This window comes from Faecalibacterium sp. BIOML-A4, from assembly GCF_009679665.1.
GTDB classification, from domain to species: domain Bacteria; phylum Bacillota; class Clostridia; order Oscillospirales; family Ruminococcaceae; genus Faecalibacterium; species Faecalibacterium taiwanense.
The window spans coordinates 12,911-29,859 of the sequence record NZ_WKZG01000012.1; the positions used below are offsets into that span (position 1 = coordinate 12,911).

The window sequence follows — 16,949 nt, forward strand, 5'->3', positions numbered from 1 at the left end:
CCTCCCTCTTTGAGGGAGGTGGCACGGCGTTAGCCGTGACGGAAGGAGTGAGCCGCAGAGCCTTGAAAAGCTGGAACTGATGAAAAAGGCGCTGATGCAGGAATATTTTGGGTGAGGTAAATGAAGATGAATTATTATCCTAAGTTGAAATCACTTATAGATAAAATAGATGAGCTTCTGAAAACGCCAGATTTAACAGCGGATTCAAAAGAATTTGTTGAATGGCAAATACGCGCTGAACTTTTTCTGTCCAGATGCTATGGACAGGAAAGCACGCAAATGAAACGGTTTCAAAGAACAGAGTTTATTCCATATTTTGATTTTGATGATCAGAATGAAAAAACTCAAAAATGCAGGGATGGATTGGAAAAAACGAAAGAAATTTTTGAGATTTATCTAGATGAAATTGAGAACGAAAATTTCGATAAAGCGATGAACTCCGTCAATGAAAAGCTGAAGCAATCACAACTGTCCATGATTATGCCAAATGTTGAGAAGAGGAGGGAAAGTGCAAAAACAATTATGAAAAAGAAATATCAAGTATTTATTAGTTCTACATATGAAGACCTGAAAGAAGAACGGGCGGCAGTAACTCAGTGCCTGCTTGATAACAATTGTATTCCAGTTGGAATGGAACAATTTCCGGCGAGTAATATGAGCCAGATGGAATATATCGAGAAAATGCTGGATGATTGTGACTATTATATTTTGATTATCGGCGGGAGATACGGCTCTTTAGATGACGACGGAGTAGGATATACAGAAAAAGAATATAATTATGCACAGCAGAAAGGCATTCCAGTGATGGCGTTTGTCAATCTGCATCCTGAAAAATTGCCAAATGAAAAATGTGAACATGCTAATATTGAAAAGTTCAAGGCATTTCGTGATAGAGTCAGGAACGCAAAAAAACTGGTAAAAGGATATTCGGATATAGGAGATTTAAAAGCAAATGTTGTTACAGCGGTAAATGCTGCGATACGTGAATATCCGGGTATTGGATGGGTTCGAGCTACCGATTTACTTCAAGAAGAAAACTTGGAAATGGGAAATAATGTCGTTGCATTGAGTTCGACAACGAAAGTTTATGCTTGTGAAGCCGAGCAAGGATCATTTACATTTGATTATTCAAATAACGATGGAAAGTTCACAATAGGGAAAGATGAATATTTGTTTACAACAGAATGGAGCAAGGCAAGTAATCGAAGTATTCACGCATATAGTGACCCATCGAATATTGATTCAATAGCAAGAATAAAAGCTCCATGTACTTTATCAAAGGAAAAATTAACAGGAGAATATGATTTCTCATCTAGATGCAGAACCCCGAACATTGGAGATATCATTATTTGGAAAAATATTTTTGGAAACTATGCGGCTACTCAAATAATAGCTATTTCCGATGATACCAGAGGAGCAAATCACGATGAACTTACATGTGAATATGTAATCTATACAAAAAGTAATTAAGAGAACTGATTTTTAAAATGTAAAAATTCGAAAGGAGCCTCCCATGTCCAACTTCTCCTATCTCTCCACCCGCCCCGAATATTCCCTCTTCGCCAATTCTGCCATCGAGGCCGAGAAAGTGTTCTCCACCTCCCCGGCGATGTGCGCGGTGGGGTGCCGGAAGGCGTTGGAGCTGGCGGTGAAGTGGGTGTATGCGGCAGATAAAACCATCACGATGCCCTACAAGGACAACCTGCAATCCCTGCTGCACGAGCCGAGTTTCCGGTTCGCAGTGGACCGCAATGTGTGGAGCGTGCTGCCCAGCATCGTGAAGGCGGGCAATCTGGCGGTACATACAGGGCATAGTGTGTCGGCGGCGGATGCAGTGTTCAGCCTGCGGGGGCTGTTCGACTTCATCCAATGGGTGGATTACTGCTACGGCACGGACTATGTGGAGCGCTCCTTTGATGAAACAGCCATCCCCGGCGAAAAGGTAGCGCTGGACGAAAAGAAGATCCGGGAGCAGGAAAGCCTGCTGACCCAGAAGGATGCCGAACTGGAAGCATTGCGCAAGCAGGTGGAAAGCCTTTCGACGGCGTACACGGCCAGCAAACAGCAGAACCAGCAGAGCCGCAGTTTCACCGCCGCAGACCTGACCGAAGCCGAGACGCGGCAGAAGATCATCGACATCGACCTCAAGGCCATGGGCTGGAAATTCACCGGGCCGGATGCCGATGTGCGCACCGAGTACGAAGTGGACAACATGAACGGCGTGCTGGGGCAGAAGGGTTATGCAGACTATGTGCTGATGGGCAAAGACGGCTTGCCGCTGGCGGTCATTGAAGCCAAGCGCAGCACCAAAGACCCCAACATCGGGCGCAAGCAGGCTCAGCTTTATGCAGACTGTCTGGAGCAGAAGTTTGGCCGCCGTCCGATGCTGTTTACCACCAACGGCTACACCACCTATTTCTGGGATGAGCAGAGCGGCCCGCAGCGTGCCGTGAGCGGGGTGTTCTGCAAGGACGATCTGCAGAAGCTGATGAACCGCCGCACCGAGAAAAAACCGCTGGACACCATCGAAATTGACGATAAAATCACCGACCGCTACTATCAGAAAAACGCCATCCGGGCTGTCTGCGCCCATATTACGCAGGGCTTCCGGCGCAATCTGCTGGTCATGGCAACGGGCACAGGCAAGACCCGCACCGCATCCAGCCTGACCGATGTGATGAGCCGGGGCGGTCATGTGACCAACGTGCTCTTTCTGGCGGACCGCACTGCGCTGGTCAAGCAGGCAAAGGACGACTTCAAAAAGTATCTGCCGGACCAGTCGTTGTGCAATCTATGCTCCTCCAAGGACGATAAGGCCGCGCGCATCGTGTTTTCCACCTATCCCACCATGCTCAACGCCATCGACAACGCCAAGACCAAGGACGGCGTGCCGCTGTTTTCCCCTGCGCATTTTGACCTTATCATCGTGGACGAGAGCCACCGCAGCATTTTCAAGAAATACCGCGCCATTTTTGATTATTTCGATGCCGTTCTGGTGGGTCTGACCGCCACCCCGAAAACCGATGTAGACCGAAACACCTACGACTTTTTCGAGATGGAGCACGGCATCCCCACCTACGCCTACGATTACGACACGGCGGTCTACACCGACCATGTGCTGGTGCCTTACTACAACTACGAGGTCAAGACGAAATTCACAGAAGAGGGCATCCACTACGACCAGCTTTCACCGGAGGATAAGGCCCGCTACGAGGACGATTTTGCCGAGGACGACACCCTGCCCACCTTCATCCCATCCGAAAAGCTGAACAAGTTCATCTTCAACGCCAACACCGTGGACACGGTGCTGCAAGACCTGATGGAACGCGGCATCCAGACGGCAGGCGGCGACCGCATCGGCAAAACCATTATCTTTGCCCAGAACAAGCGCCACGCGGAGTTTATCCGGGAACGCTTTGGCAAGCTCTACCCGCAGCTGGAGACCCAGTACCCGGGATTCATCCAGCGGGTGGTCTGCGACGACGCCTATGCACAGTCCATCATTGACGACTTCAAACAGCCGGGCAAGCCGCCGTTTATTGCGGTCTCGGTTGATATGATGGACACGGGCATCGATGTGCCGGAGTGCGCGAATCTGGTGTTCTTCAAAAAAGTGCGCAGCAAAACGAAGTTCTGGCAGATGATCGGCCGTGGTACGCGGCTCTGCCCATCCCTTGCCTGCGTGGATGCCATCGACGGCGAATATACGGGCAAACGACGGTTTCTGATTTTTGACTACTGCGGCAACTTTGAATTTTTCCGTCAGAAACCCAACGGCTACGAGAGCGCGGACACCAAAAGCCTGTCCGAGAGCATTTTCTGCAAGCAGGTGCGGATCGCCGCCGCGCTGCAGGATGGAGCCTATGCGGACGAAAGTTACCAGAACTGGCGCAAGATCTTAACGGAGACCTGCCGTGCCGAAGTGGGAGCGCTGAATCCAGAGCTGGTATCCGTGCGGCTGCACCGACAGGCCGTGGAACACTATCAAAAGCCGGAAGCCTTTGTCAGCCTGACCGAAACGGACAAGGGTACTCTGATGAAAGAGGTGGCACCGCTCATCTCGCTGGACGATAAGGACGAGGCCGCCAAGCGGTTCGATAACTTTGTGTATGGCTTGCTGCTCTGTGAACTGGAAGGTCTGCCGGGGCTGAGCCGCGCCCAGAAACAGCTGCGCAGCACAGCGGCATTGCTGGAAGGGAAGGCTACCATCCCGCAGGTGCAGGCAAAGCTGCCCCTCATCCGGGAGGTGCAGACAGACGAATTTTTGACCTCGCATGATCTGCTCCGCTTTGAGGAAATGCGGCAGGAGCTGCGGGAGCTCATCAAGTTTCTGGTGGAGGGCGGCGAGGGGCAAAAGCCTGTCTACACGGCCCTTGCCGACCCGGTACTGGAACAGACCGAGGGCAAAGCGCTGGATTCCGGCTACGATTTCGGCGAGTACCGGGAACGTGTGAACCGCTACATCATGGAGCACCGCAGCGATACGCTGGCCATCCACAAGCTGACCCAGAACATTCCGCTTTCCCGGGGCGACTATACCGAGCTGGAACATATCTTCACCTGTGAGCTGGGCAGCAAAGAGGACTATGCACGGGAGTTTCGGGATACACCCTTTGGTCTGCTGGTGCGTAAAGTGGCAAAGCTGGACCACGATGCTGCCATGCAGGCATTTTCAAAATTTATCAATGACGAATCGCTGAATGCGAAGCAGATCGCGTTCGTGCAGAAGGTCATTCATTACATCGAGCAGAACGGTTATGTGGAAAGCAAAGCGGTGCTGATGAAACCACCCTTTGACCAACCCATCCTGTTTACCCGCCTGTTTGATGGCAAAACAGGCAGTGAACTGATGAATACGATCAATTCGGTGAAAGAGAATGCCACCCATGTGACTGCATAAAGTGGTGGAATGTACTGATAAAAACCGGTATAATACGCTTGAACGATATTGAACTGAATTGCAGGTGATACCATGCCTTTCCCCCTCGACCATTACATTGAAGCCTCCCATGTGGATTACAAGGAACGTCTTGAAGAGAAAAAGCCGCGCAGCTGGCTGAAATCCGTTTCGGCATTTGCTAATACCGAGGGCGGACACCTGATTTTTGGCGTAAAGAATGAGCCACGCGAGGTCGTAGGATTGGAAAATCCGCAGGCTGAATAGATTCCCTTGAATCGAACGAAAACGAAAAAATGCCCGCTCACCGTGGAGATCCGGCTCCATCGGTGGGCGGGCATATCCAATAAAACACCAGGATACTATTATGCTTTTCGTACTTCAGCTGGGATCTTGCTCTGGCTCAGATATCCCACAGGGAGGGCGCAGAGGTGGAAACTGCGGCGGCACCTGCGCGCATGGCGGCCATGACGTCGGCTTTGTCCCGCAGCAGGCCGCCTGCAATGACAGGCACCTGTGTGCGGGCGCTGATCTCGGCGATGACCCGGGGCATGATGCCGGGCAGGATCTCGACAAAATCCGGCTTGCCCTGCTCCAGCTGGCCGGACAGGCTGGTCAGCGAGAGGGAATCCAGAATGAATGCCCGCTGGACGGTCAGCAGGCCGCGGTGGCGCGCCCGGCGGATCAGGGTCGGGCGGGTGGAGATGATGCCGTCCGGGTGGCACAGGGCGTTGAGGGAGTCCACCGCGATCTCCCGCGACGAAAGGCCGTCCACAAGGTCGATGTGAACCACGGCCAGTTTTCCGGCATCATGTATGCGGTGCACCAGACCGTCTACGGTGAGCAGGGTGCTCGCCAGCAGAAAAACGGCGCTGCAGGGCGAAGCCAGCGCAGCAGTCAGGGCTTCGTCCGTTTTCACAGCGGCGATCACCGGTTCGTCCAGCAGGGTTTCAGCAAGAGGATGCATTGGGTAAGACTCCTTTCGAGCCAGATTTACAGAGATAGGGAGCAATCAGAAGATACGGCCCTTTCAGAAAACTCTAAAAGGGCCGCACCATGCGTAAACCAAGTTTATAAAAAATTGAGGGGTTTGTAAAGAGGATTAAAGAGGCATTATTTATGTGCCTGCACGGCTGCATTATTTTTCTTCAGCAGTACAGCGCATGCTATGGTAACTACAAAGCCGATCGCGATCAGTGCGTAGACTAGAGCAGTGCCAGCGTACTGTGTTCCGGGGGTGTGCACGCGAATCTCGCAGATGCCCCACTCGCTGACAGCTGCAAGAACGCCGCAGAAGATGCCGCCAAGGTAGGGATTGCCCGTGTGCTGGTACAGGAGACGACAAATCAGGATCGCAACAAAGATGAAGCCGGGCAGCGCATACACTGCAGTTGCGGCAGAAGCCAGACCGCCGAACATCGGGTTCGAGCCGGTAGCCTTGAAGATGCCGTAAACGTAGCAGAGGATGAACAGAGTGGGAACCGATGCGATAAAGCTGATCAGAAGGTTAGAAAGCAGCTTGTTTTTGCCGAGCGCCGTGCTAAAGTTAAAACTGTTGACGCTGATGGACATGACAATGTAGTACACGAGATACATGGGTACAACAAGGAGCATACCCGGGATGCGGTTGGCTCCAAACTTCATAAAGCCCCAGTAAACGATCAGGAAGTTCACATCCACAAAATAGTCGACGGCAAAAACCATCAGGATCAGGGCAAAGACTGCAAGCAGGGCCGCGCCGATGGATTTGAGGAGTGCATGCCCGGAAATAGCGATGCCGGTATTCCGGAAGGAGAAACCGTGTTTTTTGCCGTAGGCCATGTACCACACCGTGCACAGAACAAGAGTCAGTGCGCCGCACAGCAGAGAGATCAGGCCGTGGTACGCAGGGTTGGCCGAGTGGAAAAGTGCATCACGGTAAGATGCCAGTCCCTGCTTGTTCAGGAATCGAATCATGAGGATGGACAGGACGGCACTGATGATCTGGATGCCCCAGAACCATGCAACTGCGTTCTTATCGCCAACTGGGCGAAGGTCCTGCTCGCCATTGTCGGCACACTGGAATGTCTTGACGGAGCTGACCAGCCAAACCATCAGAGACCCGGCAAACAGCAGCAGACCGGACAGGGCGATGATCTTGAAGATGTTCCAGATGGTATAGGTGTAGCTGCTGGCGCTCAGAGCAGTGCCAGTGGGCATAACACGGTTAAAGAAGGTCAACACACGGTTCATGACCAGCGGGGACCACCAACCAGCCATATGCGTCTCGTTAGAAACAAAGATCTGGCGGCTTCCGGTCTTTCCGCCGTAATCCTGCTCATAAACGGTCTCTGCCACGCGCTGTTCACTGGTGGTTGCGGGGTCGATACCGAAATACAGGAAGGACTGTGCACTGTTGTTGATCACATATTCTGCCGGGCTGGAAAGGTTGGCTGCATACTTGTTGGCGTCGTTGGAATAGGTACCGTTATCATTAGCTTTTTCCGAGAAGAAGAACTCGTCGTTCTTGTCTGCGAGAACTGCGACATCTCGGGCACCGTAAACATCGGTGTAGCCCTCGCTGTTACGCACGATGGGATCGCTGTGGATCAGGAAAATGGCCTTGACAACATTCAGACTGTCGTTATCGCACTGCAGTGCTTCGCCAGCTGCCTTGCCACCGCGGGAGTAGCCCAGCAGCGAAACTCGGTCGGTATCAACGTAGGGCAGAGTCACGCCGTAGCGTACCGCATCATAAAGGCCGCGGCCCTGGGTGAGCCATTCGGAGTCCGGCAGAGGTTCGCTTTCGCCCATGCCGTACATATCCACGCCGATCGCAACATAGCCGCGGCGGGCGAGCTCAATGCAGTAGTGCTGCATTTCTTCTTTGTTGTTGTTTCCGCCATGCTGTACAAAAATAGCGGGCGCAGGCGTTTCAGCGGTGGCGTTTTCCGGAATATAAACATCCATCGCAAGGGTATGACCGGATTCGGATTCAATGGTAACGTTCCGGATGGTCGTTTTGCCGGAGTTCGTCTGTAAAATGAAAGAACCGGCAATGCCTACGATGATGAGCGCGATGCTGACGATGAGACTGATCAGCGGCCTTGAAAGTTTTTTCTCGTTCATATGGGGGACCTCCTTTTTGAATCTGATTTTTCCGTAATAAAAATGGGGACACACTGCATCTGGACGATACAGTGCATCCCCATCTCACTTCTCTTGGGATGCTTCTAGTATAGCGTTTTGTAACAAAATGTCAATAGAAAATAAACAATTAAAAAATATTTTGTGCGTGAGCCATAAAGCTGGGCGAAAACGATCAATGCTCTGCCCAGTCGCAGCTGCGGCCCACAGCCTTGTGCCAGCCGGCCAGCAGGCGGGTGCGTTCGGTCTCGTCCATCTGCGGGGCAAAGGTCATATTGCAGTGCCACAGGCTGCGGATCTCGTCCCGGTCCTTCCATACGCCGGTGGCAAGGCCTGCCAGATAGGCAGCGCCCAGAGCAGTCGTCTCCCGGATGGCCGGGCGCAGCACGGTCTTGTTTAGGATATCGGCCTGGAACTGCATCAGGAACTGGTCACGGGAGGCGCCGCCGTCCACCTTCAGCGAGGTGATGGGCACGCCGGTGTCCTTTTCCATAGCAGCCACGAGATCGGCGCTCTGGTAGGCAATGGACTCCTCTGCCGCGCGGATGATGTGGTTCTGGGTGGTGCCGCGGGTGATGCCCACAATGGCACCGCGGGCGTACATATCCCAGTACGGTGCACCCAGACCAGTAAAGGCCGGCACGATGTAAATGCCGCCGTTATCCGGCACTTTCTGGGCATAGTATTCCGCATCGCGGCTCTCCTGGATCATGCGCAGGCCGTCGCGCACCCACTGGATGACGGCACCGCCCACAAAGACGCTGCCCTCCAGCGCATACTCCACCTTACCGTTCAGGCTGATGGCAATGGTAGAGATCAGGCCGTTCCGGCTGCGGCAGATGGTGTCGCCGGTGTTCATCAGCAAAAAGCAGCCGGTGCCGTAGGTGTTCTTGGCCTCGCCCTTGCCAAAGCAGCTCTGTCCGAACAGCGCAGCCTGCTGGTCACCGGCAATGCCGGCCACCGGGATCTGCACACCGCACAGATCGGTGGTGCCGTAGACCTCGCTGGAATCCGTCACGCGGGGCAGGATGCAGCGCGGGATATCCAGTGCCTTGAGCAGGGTGTCGTCCCAGTCCAGCGTGCGGATGTTATACAGCATGGTGCGGCTGGCGTTGGTGCGGTCGGTGACATGCACTCTGCCGCCGGTCAGCTTCCAGACCAGCCATGTGTCCACAGTGCCGAACAGGATCTCCCCTGCCTCGGCGCGCTCCCGCGCACCGGGCACATTGTCCAGGATCCACTTGATCTTCGTTGCGGAGAAATAGGCATCAGGCATCAGGCCGGTGTTCTCCCGGATGTAGTCTGCCATGCCGGGCTGCTGCAGCAGTTCATCCACCAGCGGAGCCGTGCGGCGGCACTGCCAGACGATGGCATTGTAGATGGGGCGGCCGGTGGCCTTTTCCCACAGGATGGTGGTCTCCCGCTGGTTGGTGATGCCAATGGCGGCAATGTCGTGGACATCGACACCGCTCTGGGCCACCACCTCGTTCATGACCCCATACTGGGTGGACCAGATCTCCATGGGGTTGTGCTCCACCCAGCCCTGCTGCGGATAGATCTGCTCAAACTCGCGCTGCTGCACCGCAATGATATTCTGCTCATTGTCGAACAGGATGGCACGGCTGCTGGTGGTTCCCTGATCCAACGCCAGAACATATTTTGTACTCATGCTTTTGCTACCTCCGTATCGTTTCAGGAGTGTGTATCACAGATTTCGCGTTGCCACGACATCCACGCCGGTGCCGCACACATCTGCCAGCACCACCTGTCCGGTGCGGACGGGGGCGTGCAGGGTGACGCGGTCCAGCGCAGCCATGACCTCGGTCATCTTCTCTTTAGGCACGGCCTGCGCAGTCTTTACCGGGCAGCGCGGGTACAGCCCGCCCTCCGCCCGCACGGTGCTGGTGAGGATGCGGGTGGGGTGGGTCAGCTCTTCCCTGCCGTAGGCGGCACCGTTGGGGCAGGCGTTTCCAGTTACATTATAATCATTTTCCGGGTCTACCTGCAAGTGGCAGCCGCAGGGACAGCAGATGCAAATGACTTCTTTGATGCTGCTCATTCTGCAATAACCTCCTCTACCGCAACGGTCAGCGGGCCGTCTGCTTTTTCCAGCAGGACTTTGGGCAGTGCGATGTGCTCCATCTCGCCGGGAGCCATGCGCTGGCGCTTGAACCGGGCCAACTGCCTGCCGCCGCAGGTCACGGTGATCTGGCTGGGGCCGTAGTTCTGCCGCACACGGAAGGAAATGTTCACGCTCCTGTCCACATCAGCGGGGCGCACCCGCTGCGGCACGGTGTAGCCCACGCCATTGCCCGGCACAAGGTCAAGCACAACCGTATCGGAGGCTTCGCCCTTTAAAACATAGGCCGCCGCAGAAGCACCGGCAAGGTCGCTTTCGCCGGAAACGAAGTCCACCAGATCATGCACGTGCACCACGTTGCCGCAGGCGAACACGCCGGGGATGCCGGTCTCCATATTCTCGTAGACCACTGCGCCTTTGGTGTGGGGGTCCATGGGGATGCCCGCCTGCCGGGTCAGCTCATTTTCCGGGATCAGGCCGACGCTGAGCAGGATGGTGTCCACATCAAATTCCATCTCGGTGCCCGGGATGGGGCGGCGGTTTTCGTCCACCTTGGCAACGGTGGCCTTTTCCACGCGGGGCTTGGCCTGAATATCCACGATGGTATGGGACAGATACAGGGGGATGTCGAAGTCCTGCAGGCACTGCACGATGTTGCGGGTCAGGCCGCCGGAATACGGCATGACCTCCACGCAGGCCAGTACTTTGGCACCTTCCAGCGTCATGCGGCGGGCCATGATCAGGCCGATGTCGCCGCTGCCGAGGATGAGCACCCGCTTGCCTACCAGATAGCCCTCCATGTTGACATAGCGCTGGGCAGCACCGGCGGTGTAGATGCCGGCGGGGCGAGTGCCCGGGATGCCGATGGCACCGCGGGTGCGCTCCCGGCAGCCCATGCAGAGGATGATGCTTCTGGCTTCCAAAATCTGATAGCCCTTTTCCCGGCTGACGCAGTGGATCTTTTTGTCCGGGGTGACTTCCAGCACCATCGTGCCCAGCTCCACCCGGACACCGGTGGAGCGCAGCAGTTCAATGCAGCGGCCTGCGTATTCCGGGCCGGTGAGCTGCTCGCCAAAGCGGTGCAGGCCGAAGCCGTTGTGGATGCACTGGTTCAGGATGCCGCCCAGCTCGTTGTCGCGCTCTAAGATAAGGATATCGCGCAGACCATGCTGCCATGCGCTGTAAGCTGCGGCAAGGCCTGCAGGGCCGCCGCCGACGATGACCAGATCAATCATGGTGCTCTCCCTCCTGCTTGGTTTCGCACAGTAAGACGTTGGTGCCGGCCTTATCCTGCAGCACGTCCAGCGGACTGATGCCCAGCGTTTTGCTGATCAGTTCCAGCACGCGCGGCCCGCAAAAGCCGCCCTGACAGCGGCCCATACCGGCACCGCAGCGGCGCTTGACACCGTCAATGGTGGTGGCGGGGATCTCTTCGTGCAGAGCGTCCAGAATTTCGCCCTCGGTGATCGTCTCGCAGCGGCAGATCACGCGGCCATAGGCGGGTTCCTTTGCAATGAGCCGGGCTTTTTCTTCGGGCGGAAGCTCCTTGAAGCGCACCCGGGTGCGGCCATCCCTGTAATCCGCCTTGGGGGCGGGCAGATCGCCGTGAGCTTCCAGAATTTTGACGGCTTCTCTGGCAACGGCCGGTGCACTGGAAAGGCCGGGCGATTTCATGCCCGCCAGATCGATGAAGCCGGGTGCGCCTTCCGCTTCGCCGATAACGAAGTCGCCCGTGTCTACATTGGCACGGACACCCGCAAAATTGCGGATGGACTCGCTGAAGCGGATGTTCGGCACGCTGCGGCGCGCTGCGGCGCTGACGAAGGCCAGCCCGGCGGCGGTGCAGGCGGTATCGTCCCCTTCCACGGGGGCGGCGTTCGGGCCGACGATCAGGTTGCCGTGGACGGTGGGGGCCACCAGAACGCCCTTGCCGTTTTCGTTGGGGCACTGGAAGATGACGTGGTGCACACGGCTGCCCTCGGATTTATCCAGCAGGTAGTATTCGCCCCGGGTGGGCTGGATGGTAAATTTGTGGGGTGCGGCCATATCGTGCACGGCCTGCGCCGAGATGCCTGCCGCATTGATGATATAGCGCGTTTCCACAATTCCGGAGGGGGTGGTCAGTGCCCAGCCGCCGGCGGTCTTTTCGATGTGGGTCACAGGGCAGCTGCGGTGCAGCTCCACGCCGTTGCGCACAGCCACTTCTGCCATTGCCAGCGCAAACTCCCACGGGCTGACGATGGCGGCGCTGGGCGCATACAGCGCGCCAACGACAGTGGGGGCCAGATTCGGTTCCATGGCAAACGTTTCCTCTGCGGAAAGCAGCCGGATGCCCGGCACACCGTTGGCGATGCCGTTCTCATACAGTTTCTGCAGGTGGGGCAGCTCTTCCGGGCTGAGGGCCAGCACCAGACTGCCGCACTGCAGGTACGGCACATCCAGCCGGGCGCAGATCTCCTTGGCCAGTGCGGACCCCTCCACGTTGAGCCGCGCCATCCGGGTGCCCGGTTCGGGGTCGTAGCCAGCGTGCAGAATGGCACTGTTGGCCTTGGTGGTGCAGTCTGCCACGTCATTTTCAGCCTCGAAAATGGCGGTCTGCAGCGGGTAATGGGACAGCTCATAGGCGGCTGCCGCACCAATGACACCGCAGCCGATAATTGCTACATCCAGCATAAAAACCTCCTGATCGCTCCGTTTGCCGAATAAAAGAAAAAGAGCAGGACAAACAAAAGGGCCTTTCGACTCTCCCCTTGCTTGTTCTGCTCGATCCTCTGAACAAACCTTTATTGTCTTTATGATAATGCGATCTGCACAAGATGTCAAGCTTTTGTTGAAAATTTAAAGCTCATTTTTACCTGTGCGGCTTTTTCCTGCTCTTTGCGGGCGCGGAGGCTTTTGGCAGAGCACGGCCTGCTGCAGCATGGCCTGCAGCGCTGCGCCCGGCCACAAGGCCGGAGCCGAACGCCCAGTGCAGATTAAAACCGCCGCAGCTGCCTGCGCAGTCCAGCGTTTCGCCCACAAAGTAAAGGCCCGGACAGCCCTTGAACTGGAAGTGCTGATCCACCTCCCGCAGGGCCAGCCCGCCGCCGGTGGTCTGGGCCTGCTTCCAGCTGCAGGGGGTCAGCCCCTCAAAGCGCCAGTGCTTGGCGGTGTGGGCCAGCTTCTGCCACTGTGCGGCGGTGAGCACGGCAGGCGCGTCGCTGTCCTGCAGCCCGGCGGCAGACCACACAGTACGGCCCAGCTTCTGGTTCAGCAGGCCCAGCCAGAAGTCAGCGGCGCTGCCCCCTGCCGTCTGGGCGGCGTGGGCCGCAAACAGGCTGGCAAGTGCGGTTTCGTCCACTGCCGGGAAGAGGTCCAGCTCCACAGCAGGAGCCTTGGGGCCGCGGCCCGGGGCCAGCAGGCCGGACAGCTGCATGATGCAGATGCCGGAAAGGCCGTAATCGGTGAACTGTACCTCGCCGTTCTCGCAGGCAAGCACACGGGCACCGTCCAGCAGGGATGCTGCTGCCTTGGCACGGATGCCAGCCAGCGCTTTGCGGGGCTTTGCGCACTGCAGGGCGGTCAGGCAGGGGTACAGCGGCTCCACCCTGCCGCCGCACTGGGCGGCGAACCGGGTGCCAAAGCCGTCGGTGCCGAACTGCGGCCCTGCTTCGCCGCCCATGGCGCAGATGACGGCATCGGCGCGCAGCGTTTCGGCAGAGCCCTCTGCCGTCTCGAACTGCACGGCGTAGCCGCTGCGGCTCTGGTTCAGGGTGCGCACGGTGCAGCCGGTGCGCAGCTGCACATGGTGCTGCGCAAGGTGGTGCTCCAGCAGGGCCAGCACGTCCGCCGCCTGATTGGAGTACGGATACACCCGGCCCGCCTCGTCGGTGCGGGTGTAAAGCCCCAGCGCACGGAACCAGCGCAGCGGGTCGGCGGTATTTACGGCATCCAGCAGCGGACGAAGTGCTGCCGGGTCGGCAGTGAAATACAGCTCCGGTGCAATGCCGGTGTTATCCAGATTGCAGCGGCCATTGCCGGTGGCAAGCAGCTTTTTGCCCGGCTTCGGGTTGCGCTCCAGCACAATGACCTGTGCAGCGGGGGCACTTTGTGCCGCCGCCAGCGCGGCTGCAAGACCGGCGGCACCGCCGCCCAGAATGAGGATGTTCGGCATCCGGACACCTGCCTTTCTCAGTAGAATTTTAGGATCTGTCTTCATAAGCGGGGTGCTGTGCTTATGAAAACGGCTTTTTGTATCATTGTAGCAGAACCCTGCCGGAAACGCAACGAAGAGGCAGCTTTCCGTGCAGGTCTTTTTGCGCGGGGGCAGCAGGTATAAATGGCCCGGCCTGACAGATACTAGTGCTGCAGGCATTTTTAAGGAAACGGAGGAGCAAAAACATGAAAGCAACAGGAATCGTGCGCCGCATCGACGAGCTGGGCCGGGTGGTGATCCCCAAGGAGATCCGCCGCACCCAGCGCATCCGCCGCGGCGACCCGCTGGAGATCTTCACCACGGGCGACGGCGAGGTGATCTTTAAAAAGTATTCGCCCATTGGCGAGATGAACACAGTAGCGGCCCAGTATACCGAGGTGCTCAGCAAAAGCTTTGCGCTGACCGCACTGGTGGCCGACCGTGACCGCATCCTTACGGTGAGCGGCAGCGGTCGGCGGGAGCTGGCCGACCGCAGCATCAGCCAGCCGCTGGAAAAGCTGATGGATGGCCGCAGGCTGTACCAGAGCGAGGGCATTGCCGAAAAGTGCATCCTGCCCTGCGAAGGCTCGCCCCGGGCGCTGCTGTGCGCCGCACCCATCATTGCGGCAGGCGATGTGACCGGCGTGGTGGCCCTGCTGACCGAAGACCGCACGGCCACGCCGGATGCCGCCCAGCTCAAGGCCGTGAATGTGGCAGCGGCATTTCTGGCAAGGCAGATGGAAGAGTAAAGAACATGCCGGAGCGCTTTCCTTATAATAAGGAGGGCGCTTTTTTCGTTTATGACAGAATTATGAATCTTTTAAAACATTTTTCCAAGGGGCTTGACAGCACCGGAAAATTGGCTATAATGGTCTTAGCACTCAGGAACAAGGAGTGCTAAACAAACAAAGCAAACGCAAAAAGGAGGCAGGCGCTATGACGATGGATGCACGCAAGCAGCGAGTCTTGCAGGCGATCGTGGCGCTGTATGGTCTCGAAGGCGAGCCTGTTGGCAGCAGCGTGCTGGCAAACTACTTTGACATGGCGGTTTCCAGCGCAACGCTTCGCAATGAGATGGCGGCGCTGACAAAGCTGGGCCTGCTGGAGCAGCCCCACACCAGCGCGGGCCGTGTGCCCAGCGCCAAGGGCTACCGTTACTACCTTGATAATCTGCTGACCGACGATCAGCCGCTGGATCGTGTGACCCGCGCCCGTGTGGATGCGGTGTTCGCAAGCCTCGACCATGAGCCGGAAAAGCTGGCCGCAGGTGCCGCCAAGGCGCTGGCCGCCATCAGCGGCTGCACCGCCGCCATCAGCACCCCGTGTGCCGAGGATCTGTGCATCGCCCACTATGAAGTGGTTCAGGTGGGCCGCAGCGCAGCGGCTGTGCTGGCCGTTACCACGGCCGGTTACGTTCGTACCCGTGTGGCACGGGTGCGCACCGGCCTTTCCCGCGAGAATGCAGCGGCGCTTGCCGCACTGCTGAACCGCAACCTTACCTTTGTAGCGCCGGTGGATCTTTCCACCCGGCTGCTGGCAGAGCTGTGCAGCCAGATCGACCCGGAGCTGGTGCCTGTCATCAGCGCGGCGGCGGCCATCCTGCAGGATTCCGTCAAGCCCCACGTATTTCTGGGCGGCGAGCAGTATCTGCTGGACTGGCCCCAGCTGGACGGCAAGGTGGGCGACATCCTCACACTGCTGAACGACGAGGAGCAGGCCGCTGGCCTGATCGCACCTCCGGCAGAACGCAGTGAGAGCGTGCTGCTGGGCGAGGATCTGGAACCGCAGATCCCGGGCCTGTGCATCGTGAGCGACCGGTATCTGGTGGGCGGAGGCCTGTGGGGCTCCATTGCATTGATCGGCCCCACCCGGATGCCCTTCCAGAAACTGATGCCGCTGCTGCATTACTTTGCAGACCAGCTGGGCGAGGGCATGAGCGGCAAACGAAAAGACACCCCACAGGCTGCCGTACCGCGGCGGACTGTGATCTATAAGGAGGATCTGGAATGAGCGAAGAAGCAAAAAAGACGGCTCCGGCTCAGGAAGCTGAGCAGCCCGAAACGGCTCCCGAGGAAAAGGCCCAGCAGGCAGCACCCGAACAGGAACCTGCTGCCGAAGCTGCCGACCCGAAGGATGACAAGAAGAAGGATGGCGGCTGGTTCAACAAGAAGGCCCGCGAGCTGGAAGCCGTAAAGGCAAAGCTGGACGCGGCCGAAGCCAACGCTGCACAGGCCAAAGACCAGCTGCTGCGCATGGCAGCGGAGTACGAGAACTACCGCAAGCGCTCCACCCGCGAAGCCGACCAGAAGTTCAACGATGGCATTTCCTTTGCGGTGAACCAGATCATTCCCATTCTGGATACGCTGGAGATGGCAGCCAACGCCCCCACCACCGACGAGAACTACAAAAAGGGCGTGACCATGACGCTGGACAAGGCCGCCAAGGCGCTGGATGCCCTCCATGTGGAGGAGATCGAGGCGCTGGGCAAGCCCTTTGACCCCAACTTCATGAACGCGGTGCAGCAGATCCCCGCCCCGGACGGACAGGAGAGCGGCACCGTCATCACGGTCTACCAGAAGGGCTACAAGCTGGGCGATAAGATCGTCCGCCATGCGACCGTTGTAGTGGCCGAATAACAAAGCAGAAACCCGAAAGGGTTTTGAATATAACAT

General features: G+C 57.3%; 13 protein-coding genes. 6 read left to right on the top strand and 7 right to left on the bottom strand.

The window, feature by feature from the left end; genetic code table 11:
• The first annotated feature begins 126 nt into the window (after positions 1 to 126).
• From GKG34_RS09300 to GKG34_RS09310, 3 genes are all read left to right on the top strand, one after another.
• Entirely contained in the window at positions 127 to 1,470 is a 1,344-nt protein-coding gene (locus tag GKG34_RS09300) for a DUF4062 domain-containing protein (RefSeq protein ID WP_173015242.1), read from the top strand.
• Positions 1,471 to 1,513: 43 nt separating this feature from the next.
• Positions 1,514 to 4,900: a DEAD/DEAH box helicase family protein gene (locus GKG34_RS09305; RefSeq protein ID WP_154256074.1), complete on the top strand. Its 3,387-nt coding sequence runs from the start codon at positions 1,514 to 1,516 to the stop codon at positions 4,898 to 4,900.
• Positions 4,901 to 4,972: 72 nt separating this feature from the next.
• The gene (locus GKG34_RS09310; RefSeq protein ID WP_154256075.1) at positions 4,973 to 5,164 is read left to right on the top strand and encodes an ATP-binding protein; all 192 of its coding nucleotides are present in this window, start codon (positions 4,973 to 4,975) and stop codon (positions 5,162 to 5,164) included.
• 136 nt (positions 5,165 to 5,300) lie between these two features.
• On the opposite strand, the gene GKG34_RS09315 is transcribed toward GKG34_RS09310, so the two are convergent.
• From GKG34_RS09315 to GKG34_RS09345, 7 genes are all read right to left on the bottom strand, one after another.
• Positions 5,301 to 5,864: a glycerol-3-phosphate responsive antiterminator gene (locus GKG34_RS09315; RefSeq protein WP_005943598.1), complete on the bottom strand. Its 564-nt coding sequence runs from the start codon at positions 5,862 to 5,864 to the stop codon at positions 5,301 to 5,303.
• Between the two features lie 146 nt (positions 5,865 to 6,010).
• The gene (locus tag GKG34_RS09320) at positions 6,011 to 8,005 is read right to left on the bottom strand and encodes a CocE/NonD family hydrolase (protein ID WP_154256076.1); all 1,995 of its coding nucleotides are present in this window, start codon (positions 8,003 to 8,005) and stop codon (positions 6,011 to 6,013) included.
• A gap of 193 nt (positions 8,006 to 8,198) precedes the next feature.
• A complete protein-coding gene (gene glpK / locus GKG34_RS09325; protein WP_154256077.1) occupies positions 8,199 to 9,692 on the bottom strand; it encodes a glycerol kinase GlpK in 1,494 nt (497 codons plus the stop codon).
• A 36-nt stretch (positions 9,693 to 9,728) separates the two neighbouring features.
• Positions 9,729 to 10,082, bottom strand: coding sequence for a DUF1667 domain-containing protein (locus tag GKG34_RS09330; protein ID WP_154256078.1), 354 nt, complete (start codon positions 10,080 to 10,082; stop codon positions 9,729 to 9,731).
• The gene (locus GKG34_RS09335) at positions 10,079 to 11,338 is read right to left on the bottom strand and encodes an FAD-dependent oxidoreductase (RefSeq protein WP_154256079.1); all 1,260 of its coding nucleotides are present in this window, start codon (positions 11,336 to 11,338) and stop codon (positions 10,079 to 10,081) included. Before GKG34_RS09335 ends, GKG34_RS09330 begins: the two co-directional genes overlap by 4 nt.
• On the bottom strand, positions 11,331 to 12,776 hold the full coding sequence (locus GKG34_RS09340) for an NAD(P)/FAD-dependent oxidoreductase (protein ID WP_154256080.1): 1,446 nt from the start codon (positions 12,774 to 12,776) through the stop codon (positions 11,331 to 11,333). The genes GKG34_RS09335 and GKG34_RS09340 overlap by 8 nt, the downstream gene beginning before the upstream one ends.
• A 178-nt stretch (positions 12,777 to 12,954) precedes the next feature.
• Positions 12,955 to 14,256 (bottom strand): aminoacetone oxidase family FAD-binding enzyme, encoded by a 1,302-nt coding sequence (locus tag GKG34_RS09345; protein WP_154256081.1) that lies wholly within the window; start codon positions 14,254 to 14,256, stop codon positions 12,955 to 12,957.
• A gap of 227 nt (positions 14,257 to 14,483) precedes the next feature.
• Here GKG34_RS09345 and GKG34_RS09350 point away from each other — a divergent pair, with 227 nt between their 5' ends.
• The 3 genes from GKG34_RS09350 (at position 14,484) to GKG34_RS09360 (ending at position 16,913) form a co-directional block, all read left to right on the top strand.
• Positions 14,484 to 15,026: a stage V sporulation T C-terminal domain-containing protein gene (locus GKG34_RS09350; protein ID WP_154256082.1), complete on the top strand. Its 543-nt coding sequence runs from the start codon at positions 14,484 to 14,486 to the stop codon at positions 15,024 to 15,026.
• A 187-nt stretch (positions 15,027 to 15,213) separates the two neighbouring features.
• Positions 15,214 to 16,287: a heat-inducible transcriptional repressor HrcA gene (gene hrcA / locus GKG34_RS09355; protein WP_097776926.1), complete on the top strand. Its 1,074-nt coding sequence runs from the start codon at positions 15,214 to 15,216 to the stop codon at positions 16,285 to 16,287.
• Complete coding sequence (locus GKG34_RS09360; protein WP_005943579.1) at positions 16,284 to 16,913, top strand: nucleotide exchange factor GrpE; 630 nt, start codon at positions 16,284 to 16,286, stop codon at positions 16,911 to 16,913. Before hrcA ends, GKG34_RS09360 begins: the two co-directional genes overlap by 4 nt.
• Positions 16,914 to 16,949 lie beyond the last annotated feature (36 nt).

Bases quoted from the DNA above. Each gene is read 5' to 3' on its own strand.
- GKG34_RS09300 (WP_173015242.1), top strand. From the start codon at position 127: ATGAATTATTATCCTAAGTTGAAATCACTTATAGATAAAATAGATGAG.
- GKG34_RS09305 (WP_154256074.1), top strand. From the start codon at position 1,514: ATGTCCAACTTCTCCTATCTCTCCACCCGCCCCGAATATTCCCTCTTC.
- GKG34_RS09310 (WP_154256075.1), top strand. From the start codon at position 4,973: ATGCCTTTCCCCCTCGACCATTACATTGAAGCCTCCCATGTGGATTAC.
- GKG34_RS09315 (WP_005943598.1), bottom strand. From the start codon at position 5,864: ATGCATCCTCTTGCTGAAACCCTGCTGGACGAACCGGTGATCGCCGCT.
- GKG34_RS09320 (WP_154256076.1), bottom strand. From the start codon at position 8,005: ATGAACGAGAAAAAACTTTCAAGGCCGCTGATCAGTCTCATCGTCAGC.
- glpK (WP_154256077.1), bottom strand. From the start codon at position 9,692: ATGAGTACAAAATATGTTCTGGCGTTGGATCAGGGAACCACCAGCAGC.
- GKG34_RS09330 (WP_154256078.1), bottom strand. From the start codon at position 10,082: ATGAGCAGCATCAAAGAAGTCATTTGCATCTGCTGTCCCTGCGGCTGC.
- GKG34_RS09335 (WP_154256079.1), bottom strand. From the start codon at position 11,338: ATGATTGATCTGGTCATCGTCGGCGGCGGCCCTGCAGGCCTTGCCGCA.
- GKG34_RS09340 (WP_154256080.1), bottom strand. From the start codon at position 12,776: ATGCTGGATGTAGCAATTATCGGCTGCGGTGTCATTGGTGCGGCAGCC.
- GKG34_RS09345 (WP_154256081.1), bottom strand. From the start codon at position 14,256: ATGCCGAACATCCTCATTCTGGGCGGCGGTGCCGCCGGTCTTGCAGCC.
- GKG34_RS09350 (WP_154256082.1), top strand. From the start codon at position 14,484: ATGAAAGCAACAGGAATCGTGCGCCGCATCGACGAGCTGGGCCGGGTG.
- hrcA (WP_097776926.1), top strand. From the start codon at position 15,214: ATGACGATGGATGCACGCAAGCAGCGAGTCTTGCAGGCGATCGTGGCG.
- GKG34_RS09360 (WP_005943579.1), top strand. From the start codon at position 16,284: ATGAGCGAAGAAGCAAAAAAGACGGCTCCGGCTCAGGAAGCTGAGCAG.